This window comes from Paracoccus haeundaensis, assembly GCF_006239215.1.
In the GTDB taxonomy this organism is placed as follows: Bacteria; Pseudomonadota; Alphaproteobacteria; order Rhodobacterales; family Rhodobacteraceae; genus Paracoccus; species Paracoccus marcusii.
In genome coordinates, this window is sequence record NZ_VDDC01000042.1 from 16,285 (window position 1) to 33,355 (window position 17,071).

Here is a 17,071-nt window from a genome sequence, read left to right on the forward strand (position 1 = left end):
TCACCACTCCGCAAAGCTGCCGTCGGCATGGCGCCAGACGGGGTTGCGCCAGCGGTGCCCTTCGGCGGCCATCTGGCGGACCGTCTCTTCGTTCACCTCGATGCCCAGACCCGGCCCCTGCGGGATCGCGACGAAGCCGTCGTCATAGGCAAAGACCGACGGGTCGGTCAGATAGTCCAGCAGGTCGCTGCCCTGATTGTAGTGAATCCCAAGCGACTGCTCCTGGATGAAGGCGTTGTAGCAGACCGCGTCCAGCTGCAGGTTCGCGGCCAGCGCGATGGGGCCAAGCGGGCAGTGCAACGCCAGCGCCACGTCATGCGCCTCGGCCATGGCGGCGATGCGATAGGTCTCGGTGATGCCGCCCGAATGGCTGGGATCGGGCTGGATGATGTCGACATAGCCACCCTGCAGGATCGCCTTGAAGTCCCACCGCGTGTACAGGCGTTCCCCAAGCGCGATGGGGGTCGAACAATGATTGGCGATCTCGCGCAGCGCCTCTGTATGTTCCGACAGGACCGGCTCCTCGATGAACATCAGGCGGAAGGGCTCCAGTTCCTTGGCCAGCACCTTGGCCATCGGACGATGCACCCGACCGTGGAAGTCGATGCCGATGCCGAAATCGGGGCCCATCTCCTCGCGGATGGCCTGCACGCGGGCCAGGACCTGATCGACCTTGGCGTGGCTGTCGACGAACTGCATCTCCTCGGTGCCGTTCATCTTGACAGCAGTGAAGCCCCGATCGCCGCAATCGCGCGCCATCCGCGCCGTATCGCCCGGACGGTCGCCACCGATCCAGGAATAGACGCGAATCCGGTCGCGTTGCTGCCCGCCCAGCAGGGCATGGACCGGCACGCCCAGATCCTTGCCCTTGATGTCCCACAGCGCTTGGTCCAGCCCCGCGATGGCCGACATGTGGATGCCGCCGCCGCGATAGAAGCCCGCGCGATACATCACCGTCCAGTGGTCCTGGATCAGGCGCGGGTCGCGGCCGATCAGGTAATCCGACAGCTCCTCGACACAGGCGGCGACGGAGGCGGCGCGGCCCTCCAGCACGGGTTCACCCCAACCGCTGATGCCCTCGTCGGTGCTGATCTTGACGAAGCACCAGCGGGGCGGAACGATGAAGGTCTCGATGGCGGTGATTTTCATGGGTTGTCCTCGAAGGCGGGGGCCGCGTGCTGGCGGCCCGTCAGGAAGGCATCGGCGACCAAGCGCAGCGGCGCCAGGTCCAGATCGCTGTCGCCGGCCGCGACCAGATCGCGGAAGCGGGCGTAGAGGCGGGCATATTCGCGGTTCTCACCGGCGGTCTCCAGGCCCGGCGCGGTGAAGCGCGCGCCACCTTCAGAGAGCGTCGCCGCGCCCGCATCGGTGTCGAAGGCGATCTGCCAGGTCTCTCCTCCGGTCACGCGCCAGTCGAAATGCGCGGCGATGGGATGGCCCGCGTCCAGGCTCAGATCGGCGGCGATGGGCGTCTGGCGGTTCGCGGGGATATGCAGGTCGGCGCCGACCAGCCGCACGCCGGGGATCAGCGCAGTCAGGATCGACAGGGCGTTGATGCCGGGGTCGAAGACGCCCAGGCCGCCGGGCTGCCAGATCCATTCCTGCCCGGGATGCCATTTGCGCACATCCTCGCACCAGTCGATGCGGACGGCCCGGATGCGGGTCGTGGCCAGCCAGTCGCGGGCCGCGTCCACCGCCGCGGCCTCACGCGAGTGCCAGGTGGCGTGGATGGTGACACCCTGGCGCGCGGCCTCGGCCTCAAGGACGGCCATTTCCGACAGGGTCGCGCCGGGCGGTTTCTCCAGCATCAGGTGGCGGCCCGCGCGCAGCACGGCCATGGCCTGATCGAAGCGCCCCTGCGGCGGGGTGCACAGCGACACCGCATCCACATCGCCCAGCATCTGCGTCACGTCGCGGTGGTTGGCGACGCCCTCCAGCGTGGCATTGCGGCTGGCGATGGCGGTCAGCGTCAGGCCGTCGGTCGCGGCGATGGCGGGCAGGTGCTGCGCACGCGCGATGGTGCCCAGGCCCACGAGTCCGATGCGCAGGCTCATCTCAGCCGCTGCCCGCTGTCCGCGTCGAAGAAGAACGCATCCGCCGCGTCGAAGCTCAGGCCCACGCTGCCGCCGCCGGCCGGGTCCAGCCGCTGCGTCGTCTGCACGATCAGCTTCTCTCCGGTCGGGGCGCGCAGATGGGCATAGGTCGTCCCGCCCAGGTTCTCGGCCAGGTCGATGCGGAAGGGGCCGTGCGGCGTCAGGGTCAGCGCGTCGGGACGCAGCCCGATCTCGACCGCGCGCCCCTCGGTCAGGGTGGGACCGTGGCGGTCCAGCGGCGCGTCAAAGGCCGGGGTGACGACCTGGCCACCCTGCACGCGCCCCGCCACGAAGTTCATCGCCGGGCTGCCGATGAAGCCCGCGACAAAGCGGTTGTCGGGATCGTCGTACAGCTCCATCGGGCTGCCGACCTGCTCGATGCGGCCCGACCGCAGCACGACGATCTTGTCGGCCATGGTCATCGCCTCGACCTGGTCGTGGGTGACATAGATCATCGTCGCGCCCAGCTCGCGGTGCAGGCGCGCGATCTCGGCCCGCATCTCGACGCGCAGTTCCGCGTCCAGGTTCGACAGCGGCTCGTCGAACAGGAACACCTTGGGGCCGCGCACGATGGCGCGGCCGATGGCCACGCGCTGACGCTGGCCGCCCGACAGGTTGGCGGGCTTGCGGTCCAGCAGCGGGTCCAGCTTGAGGATGCGTGCCGCCTCGGCCACCTTGGCGGCGATCTGGGCCTTGGGGTGGCCGTTCATCTTCAGCCCGAAGCCCATGTTCTGCGCGACCGTCATGTGCGGGTACAGCGCATAGGTCTGGAACACCATCGCCACGCCCCGGTCGGCCGGGTCGGCATCGGTGACGTCCTGGTTCTCGATCATGATCTGGCCGGCGCTGGTCTCCTCCAGCCCCGCGATCATGCGCAGCAGGGTCGATTTCCCGCAGCCCGAGGGGCCGACGAAAACGCAGAACTCTCCCTGCCTGACTTGCAGGTCGACGCCGTGGATGACCCGCACGGGGCCGAAATCCTTGGTGACGCGGCTTAGCTGGACGCCGGACATGGCAACCTCATGCTTGCTTGTGTTCGGGGAACCGCCAGGTGTCGGCGGTCGCGGCGATCTGCGCCGCAGCCTGGGTCACGGGGCCTGCCAGCGACAGAAGCTGATCGCGGCTGGTCGTGGCCGTCGTGGTCGTCACCGAGATCGCCCCCAGGATGCGCCCGGTCCCCGACAGGATGGGGGCGGCAAGGCAGGCGATGCCGGTCTCGTGTTCCTCGTCGTCCAGCGCATAGCCGCGCTGGCGGATGCGGACCAGCTCGTCGCGCAGGGCGTCTGGCGTGGTCAGCGTGTTGGGCGTGTGCGCGTGGAAGGACTGCCGCGACAGGGCCGCGGCCAGCTTGTCCTCGGGCAGATGGGCCAGCATCGCCTTGCCCACGCCCGTGCAATAGGCCGGGCCCACCTTGCCGGACTGGGCGAACATCTCGACCGGCAACTTGGCGTTGCGCTTGTCCACATAGAGGACGGCGCCGTTGTCCAGCTGCGCCAGGTGGATCGTCTGGCCCAGATCGACCGCCAGGCGGTCCAGGACCTGCTGCGCCAGGGGTGCCAGGCTGGACTGCGCCCAGGCCGAATGGGCCAGCCGCACCAGCCGCATGCCGGGCGCATAGGTCTGGCGGTCCTCGTCATAGGCCAGCATGTCCTGATGGGTCAGCGCCTGCAGGAATCGGTACAGCGTCGCCTTGGGAAGACCCGCGACGGGCAGGATCTCGGCAAAGCGGACGGGGCGGCCGAAGGCGGCGACCAGGTCCAGCACGGCCAGCGTGCGGCCCACCGTGCCATCCGTCGTTTCGCGTCCCTGCACCGTCACGTCACCCTCCCCCGTTGTTGACAGGCTATGCGATTCGCAGCATAGTTTCAATATTCAAAACTAAGTTTCAATATATGGAACCAAAATGGGAGGGAGACCATGGTCCATCTGAGAAAAGGGCTGGTGCTGGCGATGCTGCTTGCCACCACCGCCCCCGCCTTCGCGCAAAGCCGGGTGCTGGTGTTCAATACCGATGCGTCCGATCCCGCGCCCAAGGCGGCGTTCGACCAGCTGATCGCGGATTTCGAGGCCGAGTACCCGGAGATCGACGTGCAGGTGAACACGTTCGACCACGAGGGCTACAAGACCGCGATCCGGAACTTCATGACCGCCGACGCGCCTGATCTGGCGAACTGGTACGCGGGCAACCGGATGGGCCCCTTCGTCGAGGCGGGCCAGTTCATGGACGTGTCCGACATCTGGGCCGAGAACAACCTGACCGAGACCCTGGGGTCCGCGCTGTCGTCGATGACCATCGACGGCAAGCAGTGGGGCATCCCCTACACCTATTACCAATGGGGCATCTACACGAACAAGGACGTCTATGCGCAGGTCGGCGTCGAGCCCGCCGCGACCTGGGATGAGTTCATTGCCAATTGCGAGAAGTTCAAGGCCGCGGGCATCGACTGCCTGACCACCGGATCCAAGGCGCTGTGGCCGGTCGCGGGGCTGTTCGACTATCTGTCGCTGCGCACCAACGGCTATGACTGGCACATGCAGCTGACCAACGGGGAAATCCCCTGGACGGATGACAGCGTGCGCGCGGTCTTTGCCGAATTCGCCAAGGTGCTGCCCTATGTCTCGGCCAACCACGCCGCGATCGACTGGCAGGACGCCGTGTCGAACCTGGTCCAGGGCAAGGCCGCGAACTATGTCATGGGCAACTTTGCCGTGGCGGCCTTCAAGGACGGCGGCATGACGGACGAGACCCTGGGCTTCATGCCCTTCCCGACCATCAACCCCGACATCCCGCGCGCCGAGGAGGCGCCGACCGACACCGTCCACATCCCGGCCGCGGCCAAGAACCCCGAGGATGCCAAGCTGTTCCTGGCCTTTATGGCGCGCCCCGACGTGCAGACCAAGATGAACGCCACGCTTGGCCAGCTGCCGATCAACGCCGAAAGCAGCGTGGGCGACGACCCGTTCCTGCAGGCGGGCTTCGAGCTGCTGTCCACCGCCGAGGGCGGCATCGCGCAGTTCTTTGACCGCGACGCGCCGCCGGAGATGGCCAAGGCCGGGATGGAGGGGTTCCAGGAATTCATGGTCCGCCCCGAACGCCTGGACGCCATCCTCGAACGGCTGGAGCGTCAGCGCCAGCGCGTCTACGCCCAGTGATCCCGTCGCGGGCAGGGACGCCCCTGCCCGCGCGTTTCCCCGCAAGATGAAGGTGGCACCATGACCGCCCTGCCCGACACCCCCCCGCCGCGCCGCCGGTCCCGGCGTCAGCTGACGCCCTGGCTGTTCCTGGCGCCGGGCCTGCTGATGTTTTCGGTCTACGTGATCATCCCGATCTTCCAGTCGGTCTGGGTCAGCTTCCACGATTGGGACGGGCTGGGCCCGATGACCTGGGTCGGCCTGGCCAATTACGACGAGCTTTGGTGGGACGAGGCCTTCTATACCAGCCTGAAGAACAACGTGATCTGGCTGGCGCTGTATCTGCTGGCGGTGCCCCTGGGGCTGATGATCGCGCTATTCCTGAACCAGACGATCCGCGGCATCCGCATCTACAAGTCGCTGTTCTTCTTTCCCTTCGTCATCAGCCAGGTGGTCGTGGGGCTGATCTTTTCGTGGTTCTATGCGCCGGGCTTCGGGCTGCTCTATGCGCTGATCGAATGGGCCACGGGCACGGGCGTCGCGATCCTGGCCGACGAACGCTTCGTCACCTATGGCATCATCGCGGCGGGCCTGTGGCCGCAGATCGCCTATTGCATGATCCTGTACCTGACCGGCCTGAACGCCGTCGCCCCCGACCAGATCGAGGCCGCGCGCCTGGACGGCGCCAAGGGCTGGCGGATGCTGTGGCATGTCGTGCTGCCGCAACTGCGCCCGGCGACCTTCATCGCCGTGGTCGTGACCGTCATCGGTGCGCTGCGCAGCTTCGATCTGGTCAGCATCATGACCTCGGGCGGACCCTTCGGGTCGTCGCGCGTGCTGTCCTATTACATGTACGAACAGGCGCTGTCGGAATACGGCTATCGCATGGGCTACGGCGCGGCCATCGCGGTCGTCCTGTTCGCGATCATGATGATCTTCATCTCGGGCTTCATCTGGAAGATGTGGCGCGACGAGAAAGGGGTCTGACCCATGTTTCCCCGTCCCATCCAGACGATGTCCCCCGCGGCACAGCGCACCTACAAGATCGTGCTGCCGATCATGCTGGTCCTGTGGCTGCTGCCCCTCTTGGGGGTCGCGATGACCTCGGTCCGCCCGTCGGGCGACCTAGCCGCGGGCAACTATTTCGGCATCCCGTCCCGCTTTGCATGGGAGAACTATGCCGACGTGTTCCGCAACTCGCCCCTGGCGCAGTACCTGTGGAACAGCTTCCGCATCACCATTCCGGTGATGATCGGCGCGGTGGGGCTGTCCTGCCTGACCGGCTTCGCGCTGGCGGTCTACAAGTTCCGCCTGTCGCTGGTGGTGTTCTTCATGTTCGTCGCGGGCAATTTCGTGCCGTTCCAGATCCTGATGGTGCCGGTGCGCGACCTGACGGTGGACATGGGACTGTACAACACCATCACCGGCCTGGCGCTGTTCCACATCGCCTTTCAGACCGGGTTCTGCACGCTGTTCATGCGCAACTTCATCAAGGCGCTGCCGCGCGAACTGATCGAGGCCGCCCGTGTCGAAGGCGTCACCGAATGGCAGATCTTCTGGCATATCGTGCTGCCGCTGGTGCGGCCCGCCATCGCGGCCCTTTCGGTGCTGGTCTTCACCTTCATCTGGAACGACTATTTCTGGGCGATGGTGCTGACCACGGGCGCGGACACGCAGCCGGTGACGGCGGGGCTGAACAGCCTGAACGGCCAGTGGATCGCCGCATGGCACCTGGTCAGCGCAGGCTCGATCCTGGCCGCCCTGCCGCCCGTGCTGATGTTCTTCCTGATGCAGCGGCATTTCATTGCCGGACTGACCCTGGGCGCGGTGAAATGAGGCTCTGGCGCATCGACACGCCCGCCCAGACCATGGTCCTGGGCAGCGACGGCGGCATGGCCTGCTGCCACTACTGGGGCGCGCCCCTGCCCGGCGACACCGACCTGGACGCGCTGGTCGCGGCGGCGGCGGGCGGCATCACCGGCGGCATGCTGGACGCCCTGCCGCCCCTGTCGCTGGTCCCCGAGGCGCGGCGCAGCTTTCCGGGCCAGCCGGGGCTGGTCGCATTCCAGAACGGCCTGCCGCTGGAGCCGGACTGGCGCCTCGACAGCGCGGATCAGGGCGACGCGCTGACCCTGCGCCATGTCGCGCCCGGCCTGCGGCTGGACATCACCATCCGTGCGATGGATCACGGGCTGATCGGCCTGCGCGCGCGGCTGTCGTCCGACGCCGCGGTGACCCTGCACCATCTGGCGTTGGCCCTGCCGGTCCCCGCGCATCTGTCCGACCTGACCGAACTGGCGGGGCGCTGGACGCGCGAGTTCCAGCCGGTGACGACCGCGCTGGACCACGGCGCGCGCCTGCGCGACGCGCGCACCGGCCGGTCTGGGCACGAACATCCGCCGCATCTGTGGCTGACCGCCCCCGGCACCACCAACACCGGCGGAGAGGCAGTGGCCCTGCATTACGGCTGGTCCGGCGGCCACCGGATGCTGGTCGAGGCCCTGCCCGACGGCCGCCGCCAGATCCAGCTGGGCCATTGCTCGGGGTCGGAACGCGCACCCGGCACGGTGTTCGAGATGGCCGAGATCTGGCTGGCGCGCGGCGATCGGGGTCTGAACAGCGTGGCGGTCCCCTTTCAGCGCGCCATCCGCGACGCCCTGCCCCCCGCGCGCCAGCCGCGCCCCGTGCATTACAACGGGTGGGAGGCGATCTATTTCCGCCATGACGCCACCGAACTGGCCCAGATCGCCGAACGCGCCGCGGCCCTTGGCGCGGAACGGTTCGTGCTGGACGACGGCTGGTTCGGGCGGCGCGACGACGACAGCTCGTCCCTGGGCGACTGGACCATCGACCCGCGCAAGCATCCCCAGGGGTTCAAGCCGCTGATCGACAAGCTCCGCGCGCTGAACATGCGCTTTGGCCTGTGGTTCGAACCCGAGATGATCAACGAGGACAGCGACCTCTATCGCGCGCATCCGGACTGGGTGCTGGGCCCCGCGGACCAGATCCGCGGGCGCAGCCAGCTGCACCTGGACATGGCCCGCGACGACGTGCGCGACCATCTGTTCGACCGCATCGGCGGCATCCTGGGCGCGTGGGACATCGACTATGTCAAATGGGATCACAACCGGCTGACGCCCTTTCCCGATGCCGCGCAGACGCGCGGCGTTTATGCGCTGTTCGACCGGCTGCGCGCGGCCCATCCCCAGGTGGAATTCGAAAGCTGCGCGTCGGGCGGGGGGCGCATCGACGCGGGCATCCTGACCCGCTGCGGTCGCGTCTGGCTGTCCGACAGCAACGACGCGATCGAACGCCTGCGCATCCAGCATCACGCCGCGATGCTGCTGCCGGCCTGCGTCACGGGCAGCCATGTCGGCCCGCGCGAGTGCCACACCTCGGGGCGCGTCCTGCCCATGGCCCTGCGCGCCTGGACCGCGGCACAGCGGCACATGGGATTCGAGATGGACCCGCGTGAACTGACCACCGCCGAGGCCAGGACGCTGACCCGCGTCACCACCTGGTGGAAGGCCAACCGCGACTGGATGATGGCGGGCGACATCTGGCGGCTGGACCGCCCTGCGGGCAGCCTGGCCGAGATGCAGCTGGCCGCCGACGGCAGCCGCATGGTGGTCTTTGCCGCACAGATCGACGCCCCCGTGGCGCTGCAGCCGCCGCTGCTGCGTCTGACCGGGCTGGACCCGCAGGCGCGCTATCGTCTGACGATGCTGGAACATCCCGTGGGTCACCACAGTTCCTCTGTTGCGCTGTCGCAGGGTGCGGTGACCCTGAACGGCGCGGCGCTGATGGCGCAGGGCGTGGCCCTGCCCCCCGCCTTTCCGCAAACCATCGCCGTGATCGAAGGGACGCGCCTGTGACGATAGACTGGATTGCCACCGATTGGGGCACCACCAACCTGCGGCTGTGGGCCATGTCCGGCCGCACCGTGGTCGAGGCCCGCGACAGCGACCAGGGTATGGGCGGTCTGACCCCCGACCGCTTTGCGGGCGTGCTGGCGCAGGCGACCCAAGGGTGGCCCGCCGTGCCGGTCATCGCCTGCGGCATGGTCGGATCGCGCCAGGGCTGGGTCGAGGCGCCCTATGCACCCGTCCCCTGCCCCGCCGCCCCACGCATGGTCGCGGTGCCCGGCGATCCGGGCGGCCGGCCCGTGCGCGTCATCTGCGGTGTCCGCCAGGACGACCCCGCAGATGTCATGCGCGGAGAGGAGACCCAGATCGCGGGCCTTCTGGCGCTGGACCCGGACTTCGACGGGATCGCCTGCCTGCCGGGCACGCATACGAAATGGGTCCGCATCTCGGCCGGTGAGATCTGCAACTTCAAAAGCTTCATGACCGGTGAGCTGTTCGGCCTGATCGCCAATCAGTCGGTCCTGCGCCATTCGGTGGGCGAGGGTGACTGCGATCCCGCACTGTTCCGCGACGCGGTGTCGGACGCGATGAGCCGCCCGGAACGCGGCTATGCGGGCCTGTTCCAGCTGCGCGCGGAATCGCTGCTGTCCGGGCTGGACCCGGCTGCGGCACGCGCACGCCTGTCGGGCACGCTGATCGGGTGGGAGATGGCCGCGGCCCGGCCCTGGTGGCTGGGATCGCAGGTCACTATCATCGGCGCCCCCGCGCTGTCGGCGCTTTACGCCGATGCGCTGGCCGCGCAGGGCGTCCCCGCCGCGCGCATGTCGGTCCAGGACGCCACGCTGGCCGGCCTGTCCGCGGCCCATCGTCAATTTCTGCAAGGATAATCCATGTCCCGTCCCCTGATCGCCATCCTTCGCGGCCTGACGCCGCAGGACGCCCGCGCCGTCGGCCATGCCCTGATCCAAGCCGGCATCACCCGGCTGGAGGTGCCGCTGAACTCTCCGGACCCGCTGGACAGCATCCGCATCCTGTCGCGCGAGTTCGGTGACGCCGCACAGGTCGGCGCGGGCACGGTGCTGACGCCCGACCAGGTGCAGGCGGTCCGCGATGCGGGCGGGCGGATGGTCCTGTCGCCCAATTGCGACACGGGCGTGATCCGCGCCACCGTGGAGGCGGGCATGGCCAGCTATCCCGGTGTCATGACCCCGACCGAGGCCTTTGCCGCGCTGGCGGCGGGCGCCACCGGGCTGAAACTGTTTCCCGGAGAGCTGATTGGTCCCACGGGCCTGCGCGCCATGCGCGCGGTGCTGCCCGCGGGAACCGACTGCTGGGCCGTGGGCGGCGTGTCCGTGGACAACATGGCCGAATGGCGCCGTGCCGGGGCCGCGGGCTTCGGGATCGGATCCAGCCTGTACAAGCCCGGCGACAGTGCCGACACCGTGGCCGCCAAGGCCGCCGCCATCGTCGCCGCATGGGAGGCCAGCGCATGATCTTTGACGACACCCCCTGCACCTTGGGCGAAGGCGCCCTGTGGCATCCCGACCGCCAGTCGCTGATCTGGTTCGACATCATCGGTCGCCGCATGTTCGAAAAGCCGCTGGACGGCGCGCGGCGTCAGTGGGATTTTGCCGACCCCGTCTCGGCCGCGGGGATCGTCGATGCGGACCGGATCATCGTGGCGTCCAGCCGGGCACTGTCGCTGGTGGATCTGAGCGACGGTGCTGCCCAGGTCCTGGTGCCGCTGGAGGCCGACAACGCCGTTACGCGCAGCAACGATGGCCGTGCCGACCCGCAGGGTGGGTTCTGGATCGGGACAATGGGGCTGAACGCGGAACCCGGTGCCGGATCGATCTGGCGGTTCCACCGCGGAGAGCTGCGCCGCCTGTTCCCCGACATCACCATCACCAACGCGATCTGCTTTTCGCCCGAAGGCGATCTGGCGCATTTCGCCGATACCGACCGCTCGACCATCTGGCAGGTCCGGCTGGACCGCGACGGCTGGCCCGCGGGCGATCCGCAGGTGTTCATCGACCTGAACGCCGAAGGGCTGAACCCCGACGGCGCGGTCATCGACGCCCAGGGCGGGCTGTGGTCGGCGCAATGGGGCGCGGGGCGCGTCGCGCGCTATGACCGGCAGGGCCGCTTTGACCGGGCGATCGATCTGCCCGCGCCGCACGTCTCCTGCCCGGCCTTCGGCGGCGCGGACATGACGACGCTGTTCGCGACGACCGCGCGGCAGGGGCTGGCCGATCCGCGTGACGCGGACGGGTGCACCTATGCGGTTCCCGCAGGCGTCACGGGCCAGCGGGAGCATCGGGTCATCCTGGGCTAGACCTCGACGGTGATCCGCCCCATCGGGTTCGAACAGCAGGCCAGGATCCAGCCCTCGGCGATGTCCTCATCGCTGATGCCGCCGTTATGGACCATGTGGACCTCTCCGGCGGTCTTGCGGATCTTGCAGGTGCCGCACAGGCCGAAGGTGCAGCCGGACGGAATGTTCAGCCCTGCCCGCTTGGCCACCGCCAGAACCGTGTCGGTTTCCGCGCAGGACGCCGTCACGCCGCTGGAGGCGAAGGTCACCTGGGCGCTGGCATCGTCGGCCGGGGTGACATCCTCGATGACCGGGGCCTCGGCCTCGGTGGCGACGGGGGCGCCGAAGCTTTCCTGGTGATAACGCTCCATGTCGTAGCCAAGCGAGATCAGCATCTCGCGCACGGCCTGCATGAACGGCTCGGGGCCGCAGCAGAACACCTCGCGGTCCAGATAGTCGGGGGCCATCAGGCCCAGCATCAGGCTGTTCAACCGCCCCTGATAGCCGTGCCAGACGCGGAACGGTTCGGGCTGTTCAACGGTCAGGCGCAGCTGCAGGCCGGGCACGCGAGCGACGTAATGTTCCAGCTGGTCGCGGAAGATGATGTCGGACGGGCGCTGCGCGGCATGGACGAAGACGATGTCGGTGTCCTGCGCCCGGTCCCAGGCCCAGGTGGTCATGGACATCATCGGCGTGATCCCCGACCCCGCCGAGATGAACAGGTATTTCGCCGCCGGATGGCGGTGAAAGCTGAAGATGCCGTTGGGGCCGAAGGCGCGGATCCGCATGCCGGGCTTGAGGTGGTCCAGCATCCAGCGCGTGCCGATCGAGGTCGACTGCGCCTTGACCGTGACCGAGATCGACAGCGGCCGCGACGGCGAGGAGCTGATCGTGTAGGTCCGCTGGACGTTGCCGGCCGCCCCCTTGGCGGGATCGACGGGCAGGTCCAGCGTCACGAACTGGCCGGGCTGATAGTCGAACCATGCGCCAGACGGCGCCCGGAAGATGAAGGTCGAGGTGTCGCGCGTCTCGGGCACGACCATGACGCATTCCAGCGGCTCGTCATCGGACCACGGCTCGGCGGCCCAGTTCACGCGGGGCTTAGCCATCTATTCGGCCGCCTGCCGCATCCCGAGGCGTGATGCCATCAACCCGCAATACCAGTCGATCAGGTGGATCACACCGGCCTCCTGCGTGGGGGAATAGGGGCCGGGCTCGTAGGCGGGGGACAGGATGCCGGCCTGGTTTTCCTCGACCACCTGGCGGTCCTCGTCATTGGTGTTCAGCCAGACGCGGGTCAGGGTCTCGATGTCGTAATCGACGCCTTCGACCGCGTCCTTGTGGACCAGCCAGTTGGTCGTGACCTCGGTCTCGGTCGGGCTGATCGGCAGGATGCGGAAGACGATGGCGTGATCGGGCAGGAAGTGGTTCCAGGACGAGGGGAAGTGATAGAACATCAGGCTGCCCGCGTCATTCCAGGGCATCGTGCCCATGCGCCGCGCGACGGCGGCCTTGCCCGACATGGTGAAGCTTTCCTGATGGTCCATCAGCGGCACCCGCGCCATGCGCCACTGCATGTCGGGCGCGTTGACGAAGCGGGCGGGCAGGCCTGCGGCATCGCAGCGGTCCCAATGGGCCAGGATCTCGGGCGAGGCCGCGTTCGGCCCCTCCATCACCGTCATCAGCGGATCGTCGGAATAGGTCCGGCACAGCGACGGATGGCTGCCGCTGCAGTGATAACATTCGCGGTTGTTCTCCATCACCAGCTTCCAGTTGCCCTTCTCGATGATGGTCGAGCTGAAGGCGATCTTGGCATCGGCCAGCCCCGAGGGCGCGGCATAGCGGGTCAGGTTAGCCGCCAGTTCGTTGATGGCGGGGGGCACCTGGGCCAGGCAGATGAAGATCATGCCGTTCAGGTCCACGCAATGAACCGGCTTGAGGCTGTATTTGGAGGGGTCGAACTCGGGGCCCATGTCGCGCGCGAACAGCAGCTTGCCGTTCAGGTCGTAGGTCCACTGGTGATAGGGGCAGACCAGCTTGGGGTTGGTCCCGTTCGATTTGGCGCACAGGCGCTGGCCGCGGTGGCGGCAGACGTTATGGAAGGCACGGATGCGGCCGTCTGCGCCGCGGGTGACGATGACCGGATACTGGCCGACCTGCATGGTGATGTAGCTGCCGGTCTTGGGCAGCTCGCAGCTGGGTCCGGCGAACAGCCATTCCCGGTACCAGATCTGCTCCAGGTCGTCCTGGAAGGCCTGTTCGCCGCAATACAGGTCGCGGGGCAGCGCGTGGCCGGGAAGACGGGCGGCGATCAGCTGGGCTGTGGTCAAGTCGGAGGTTTGGGTCATGGCGCTGCTCGGGGGTCCGGGGTGGCTTTCGCCCCAAACTAGTCGCAGGCAAACGACGGCGCGGCAGAATTGCGACATTCTGCCAGCGGAAACGGACATCGTGATCATGTGCGTGCCTTTGAGGGAAGGAAGCCTCGCCACCCCCCATCGAGGGGGGCGGCAAGGCTGCGGGGCCCCCGGACCCCCGCGACACCAGGCCGCGACACCCTGTTTGCGGACACAATGGAAAATCGTTCCAAAACACTTGGCAAACCTGCCGGGGTGACGTATCCCACCCTTGGGGTATGGCCCGATGCCGAATCCCCGCCATCCGAGGAGAGCCCCATGACCCGTTCCGCCACCCCCCGCCACGGCCTTGAGGTCGATACCGACTTTGCGAAGTTCATCGAGGCGCAGGTGCTGCCGGGAACCGGCGTGACGGCGGATGCCTTCTGGCAGGGCTACGCCGGGCTGCTGGACGGATTCGCGGCCGAGAACGCCGCCCTGCTGGAACGCCGCGCCGAGCTGCAGCGCCAGATCGACGCGTGGCACAAGGCCCGCGGGAACCAGCCTTGGGACGCCGCCGCCTATCGCGTCTTCCTGACCGAGATCGGCTATCTGGTCGCCGAACCGGCCCCGTTTGCCGTCGCGAACGGCGACATCGACCCCGAGATCGCCACCCTGGCCGGGCCGCAGCTGGTCGTGCCGGTCAGCAATGCCCGCTTTGCCCTGAACGCGGCAAACGCGCGGTGGGGCTCGCTCTATGACGCGATGTACGGGTCGGACGTGATGGGTCCGGTGCCGTCGGGCGGGTTCGATCCGGCGCGCCGTGACGCAGTCGTGGCCAAGGCGGCCGCGTTCCTGGATCAGGCGCTGCCGCTGGACGGGGGCAGCCATGCCGACGTGACCGCCTATGACGCCGACGCGCAGGGGCTGGTCGCGACCGTTGGGGGCCAGGCCGCGCGGCTGGCCGATCCGGCGGCCTTTGTCGGCACCCATCGCGACGGCGCCGACACAGGATACGTCCTGCGCCACAACGGGCTGCATGTCGAGCTGGTGATCAACCGCGACCACCCGATCGGGGCGGCATCGGCCAGCGGGCTGCGCGACGTCGTGCTGGAGGCCGCGCTGTCGGCCATTCAGGATTGCGAGGACAGCGTCGCCGCGGTCGATGCCGAGGACAAGATCGGTGTCTATGGCAACTGGCTGGGCCTGATGAAGGGCGATCTGGCCGAGACCTTCGAGAAGGGCGGCACGTCGATGACCCGCCGCCTGGAGGGCGACCGGACCGTGACGCGGCCCGACGGCAGCACCGTGACGCTGCAGGGCCGCGCCCTGCTGCTGGTGCGCAACGTGGGCCATCTGATGACCACCGACGTGATCCGCAAGGACGGCCAGTCCACGCCCGAGGGGCTGATGGATGCGATGGTTACCGTCGCCTGCGCCATCCATGACCTGAAGAAGACCGAAGGACCGCGCAACAGCCGCGCCGGCGCCATCTATGTCGTCAAGCCCAAGATGCATGGCCCCGAAGAGGCGGCATTCGCGGACCGCGTCTTTGCCCATGTCGAGACCGCCTTGGGACTAACCCCCAACACCGTCAAGCTGGGCCTGATGGACGAAGAGCGCCGCACTAGTGCCAACCTAGCCGCCTGCATCCATGCGATCCGCAACCGGATCTTCTTCATCAACACCGGCTTCCTGGACCGCACCGGCGACGAGATCCACACCTCGATGCATGCGGGTGCCTTCGTGGGCCGCGACGGGATGAAGACCGCCACCTGGCTGAAGGCCTATGAGGATCGCAACGTGCTGATCGGCCTGGCGTCGGGCATGCGGGGCCGCGCGCAGATCGGCAAGGGGATGTGGGCCAAGCCCGACGCCCTGGCCGAGATGCTGGAGGTCAAGGTCGGCCATCCGAAATCGGGCGCCAGCACGGCCTGGGTTCCCTCGCCCACCGCGGCGACGCTGCACGCGCTGCACTATCACCAGATCGACGTGGCCGCCCGCCAGGACGAGCTGCAGGGTCAGCCGATCCCCGACCTGGACCTGCTGCTGACCCCGGCTTTGGCCGACGGCCCGATCCCGCAGGATCAGGTCCTGCGCGAGCTGGACAACAGCGCGCAGGGCATCCTGGGCTATGTCGTGCGGTGGGTCGATCAGGGCATCGGCTGTTCCAAGGTGCCCGACATCGATGACGTGCAGCTGATGGAGGACCGCGCCACCTGCCGCATCAGCGCGCAGTACCTGGCCAACTGGCTGGAGCACGGGCTGATCACCGAAGCCCAGGTCGAGGACGCACTGCGCCGTATGGCCGCCAAGGTCGACGGCCAGAACGCGGGCGATCCCGCCTATCGCCCGATGGCACCCGACTTTGACGGGCCGGCCTTCCTGGCCGCCCGTGACCTGGTGCTGACCGGAACGCAGCAGCCGTCCGGCTATACCGAACCGGCACTGCATGCCCGCCGGGCGGAAGCCAAGGCGATCTAGCACGCCACGCGGCGGCGGTTGCAACGCCGCCGCCGCGCGCTATTGTGCCGGCCACATCATCGGGAGGCCTGCCATGTCCGGGAAAATAATCGCCGTCGCGGGCATCGGCTATGTCGGCCTGTCCAATGCCGTCCTGCTGGCCGCGCGCAACACCGTTCGCGCGCTGGACGTGGACGCGGGGCGCGTGGCCATGCTGAACGACCGGCGCTGTCCGATCATCGACGAGGACATCGCCCATCACCTAGCCACGCAGAACCTAGACCTGACCGCGACGACCGATCCGGCGGCGGCCTATGCGGGGGTGGACTTCGTGATCGTGGCGACGCCCACCGATTATGATCCGGTGACCAACTACTTCAACACCTCCAGCGTCGAGGACGTGATCCGGGATGTCACACGGCTGGCGCCGCAGGCGGTGATCGTGGTCAAGTCGACGGTCCCGGTGGGCTTTACCCGCGACGTGCGCGCCCGGATTGGCACGGAGCAGGTGATCTTCAGTCCGGAATTCCTGCGCGAAGGGCGCGCGCTGCACGACAACCTGCACCCTTCCCGCATCGTGGTGGGCGAGGACAGCGCCCGCGGCCGGGCCTTTGCCGACCTGCTGGCCGAGGCGGCGCTGGACGACGACGTGCCGGTCCTGCTGACCGGCTCCACCGAGGCAGAGGCGATCAAGCTGTTCGCGAACACCTATCTTGCCCTGCGCGTGGCCTATTTCAACGAACTGGACAGCTATGCCCTGTCGCTTGGCCTGGACAGCCGCCAGATCATCCAAGGTGTCGGGCTGGATCCGCGCATCGGCGCCCATTACAACAACCCGTCCTTCGGCTATGGCGGCTACTGCCTGCCCAA

General features: G+C 68.0%; 15 protein-coding genes. 9 read left to right on the forward strand and 6 right to left on the reverse strand.

The features are described 5' to 3' along the window. From dgoD to FHD67_RS17485, 4 genes are read right to left on the reverse strand one after another with little or no spacing between them, the layout of a single operon-like run. Positions 1–1,149 (reverse strand): galactonate dehydratase, encoded by a 1,149-nt coding sequence (gene dgoD / locus FHD67_RS17470; RefSeq protein WP_139599488.1) that lies wholly within the window; start codon positions 1,147–1,149, stop codon positions 1–3. Beyond that, a complete protein-coding gene (locus FHD67_RS17475) occupies positions 1,146–2,054 on the reverse strand; it encodes a Gfo/Idh/MocA family protein (protein ID WP_139599489.1) in 909 nt (302 codons plus the stop codon). The genes dgoD and FHD67_RS17475 overlap by 4 nt, the downstream gene beginning before the upstream one ends. After that, positions 2,051–3,106 carry an ABC transporter ATP-binding protein gene (locus tag FHD67_RS17480; protein ID WP_139599490.1) on the reverse strand — a complete coding sequence of 352 codons (1,056 nt, stop codon included), beginning with the start codon at positions 3,104–3,106 and terminating at the stop codon, positions 2,051–2,053. The genes FHD67_RS17475 and FHD67_RS17480 overlap by 4 nt, the downstream gene beginning before the upstream one ends. A gap of 7 nt (positions 3,107–3,113) precedes the next feature. Further along, entirely contained in the window at positions 3,114–3,905 is a 792-nt protein-coding gene (locus FHD67_RS17485; RefSeq protein ID WP_127899557.1) for an IclR family transcriptional regulator, read from the reverse strand. 105 nt (positions 3,906–4,010) lie between these two features. Between FHD67_RS17485 and FHD67_RS17490 the strand changes: the two genes are divergently transcribed. Genes FHD67_RS17490 through FHD67_RS17520 form a run of 7 tightly spaced genes read left to right on the forward strand, consistent with a single transcriptional unit; the run spans position 4,011 to position 11,426 of the window. Continuing rightward, positions 4,011–5,246 carry an ABC transporter substrate-binding protein gene (locus tag FHD67_RS17490; protein WP_045999817.1) on the forward strand — a complete coding sequence of 412 codons (1,236 nt, stop codon included), beginning with the start codon at positions 4,011–4,013 and terminating at the stop codon, positions 5,244–5,246. Positions 5,247–5,306: 60 nt separating this feature from the next. Then, a complete protein-coding gene (locus FHD67_RS17495) occupies positions 5,307–6,212 on the forward strand; it encodes a carbohydrate ABC transporter permease (protein WP_127899470.1) in 906 nt (301 codons plus the stop codon). Positions 6,213–6,215: 3 nt separating this feature from the next. After that, the gene (locus FHD67_RS17500; protein ID WP_045983413.1) at positions 6,216–7,061 is read left to right on the forward strand and encodes a carbohydrate ABC transporter permease; all 846 of its coding nucleotides are present in this window, start codon (positions 6,216–6,218) and stop codon (positions 7,059–7,061) included. Continuing rightward, positions 7,058–9,100, forward strand: a complete 2,043-nt coding sequence (locus tag FHD67_RS17505) for an alpha-galactosidase (protein ID WP_045999820.1) — start codon at positions 7,058–7,060, stop codon at positions 9,098–9,100. Before FHD67_RS17500 ends, FHD67_RS17505 begins: the two co-directional genes overlap by 4 nt. Beyond that, complete coding sequence (locus FHD67_RS17510) at positions 9,097–9,978, forward strand: 2-dehydro-3-deoxygalactonokinase (protein ID WP_139599491.1); 882 nt, start codon at positions 9,097–9,099, stop codon at positions 9,976–9,978. Before FHD67_RS17505 ends, FHD67_RS17510 begins: the two co-directional genes overlap by 4 nt. Positions 9,979–9,981: 3 nt before the next feature. Continuing rightward, the gene (locus FHD67_RS17515) at positions 9,982–10,584 is read left to right on the forward strand and encodes a 2-dehydro-3-deoxy-6-phosphogalactonate aldolase (protein WP_139599492.1); all 603 of its coding nucleotides are present in this window, start codon (positions 9,982–9,984) and stop codon (positions 10,582–10,584) included. Continuing rightward, positions 10,581–11,426: an SMP-30/gluconolactonase/LRE family protein gene (locus FHD67_RS17520; protein WP_139599493.1), complete on the forward strand. Its 846-nt coding sequence runs from the start codon at positions 10,581–10,583 to the stop codon at positions 11,424–11,426. Before FHD67_RS17515 ends, FHD67_RS17520 begins: the two co-directional genes overlap by 4 nt. Here FHD67_RS17520 and FHD67_RS17525 read toward each other — a convergent pair. Both FHD67_RS17525 and FHD67_RS17530 read right to left on the reverse strand, forming a co-directional pair. Beyond that, positions 11,423–12,514: an FAD-binding oxidoreductase gene (locus FHD67_RS17525; RefSeq protein WP_045999823.1), complete on the reverse strand. Its 1,092-nt coding sequence runs from the start codon at positions 12,512–12,514 to the stop codon at positions 11,423–11,425. The two genes, FHD67_RS17520 and FHD67_RS17525, sit on opposite strands and share 4 nt — an antisense overlap. Beyond that, positions 12,515–13,753, reverse strand: a complete 1,239-nt coding sequence (locus FHD67_RS17530) for an aromatic ring-hydroxylating oxygenase subunit alpha (protein ID WP_139599494.1) — start codon at positions 13,751–13,753, stop codon at positions 12,515–12,517. A gap of 324 nt (positions 13,754–14,077) precedes the next feature. Between FHD67_RS17530 and FHD67_RS17535 the strand changes: the two genes are divergently transcribed. Together FHD67_RS17535 and FHD67_RS17540 are read left to right on the forward strand one after the other, a co-directional pair. Beyond that, positions 14,078–16,222, forward strand: a complete 2,145-nt coding sequence (locus FHD67_RS17535; RefSeq protein WP_139599495.1) for a malate synthase G — start codon at positions 14,078–14,080, stop codon at positions 16,220–16,222. Positions 16,223–16,295: 73 nt separating this feature from the next. Beyond that, positions 16,296–17,071, forward strand: a 776-nt coding sequence (locus FHD67_RS17540) for a nucleotide sugar dehydrogenase (protein ID WP_139599496.1), incomplete at its 3' end; no start/stop codon positions are given.

Coding starts and splice junctions, on each gene's coding strand:
- dgoD (WP_139599488.1), bottom strand. CDS start 1,149: ATGAAAATCACCGCCATCGAGACCTTCATCGTTCCGCCCCGCTGGTGC.
- FHD67_RS17530 (WP_139599494.1), bottom strand. CDS start 13,753: ATGACCCAAACCTCCGACTTGACCACAGCCCAGCTGATCGCCGCCCGT.
- FHD67_RS17495 (WP_127899470.1), top strand. CDS start 5,307: ATGACCGCCCTGCCCGACACCCCCCCGCCGCGCCGCCGGTCCCGGCGT.
- FHD67_RS17535 (WP_139599495.1), top strand. CDS start 14,078: ATGACCCGTTCCGCCACCCCCCGCCACGGCCTTGAGGTCGATACCGAC.
- FHD67_RS17480 (WP_139599490.1), bottom strand. CDS start 3,106: ATGTCCGGCGTCCAGCTAAGCCGCGTCACCAAGGATTTCGGCCCCGTG.
- FHD67_RS17475 (WP_139599489.1), bottom strand. CDS start 2,054: ATGAGCCTGCGCATCGGACTCGTGGGCCTGGGCACCATCGCGCGTGCG.
- FHD67_RS17490 (WP_045999817.1), top strand. CDS start 4,011: ATGGTCCATCTGAGAAAAGGGCTGGTGCTGGCGATGCTGCTTGCCACC.
- FHD67_RS17520 (WP_139599493.1), top strand. CDS start 10,581: ATGATCTTTGACGACACCCCCTGCACCTTGGGCGAAGGCGCCCTGTGG.
- FHD67_RS17515 (WP_139599492.1), top strand. CDS start 9,982: ATGTCCCGTCCCCTGATCGCCATCCTTCGCGGCCTGACGCCGCAGGAC.
- FHD67_RS17505 (WP_045999820.1), top strand. CDS start 7,058: ATGAGGCTCTGGCGCATCGACACGCCCGCCCAGACCATGGTCCTGGGC.
- FHD67_RS17525 (WP_045999823.1), bottom strand. CDS start 12,514: ATGGCTAAGCCCCGCGTGAACTGGGCCGCCGAGCCGTGGTCCGATGAC.
- FHD67_RS17500 (WP_045983413.1), top strand. CDS start 6,216: ATGTTTCCCCGTCCCATCCAGACGATGTCCCCCGCGGCACAGCGCACC.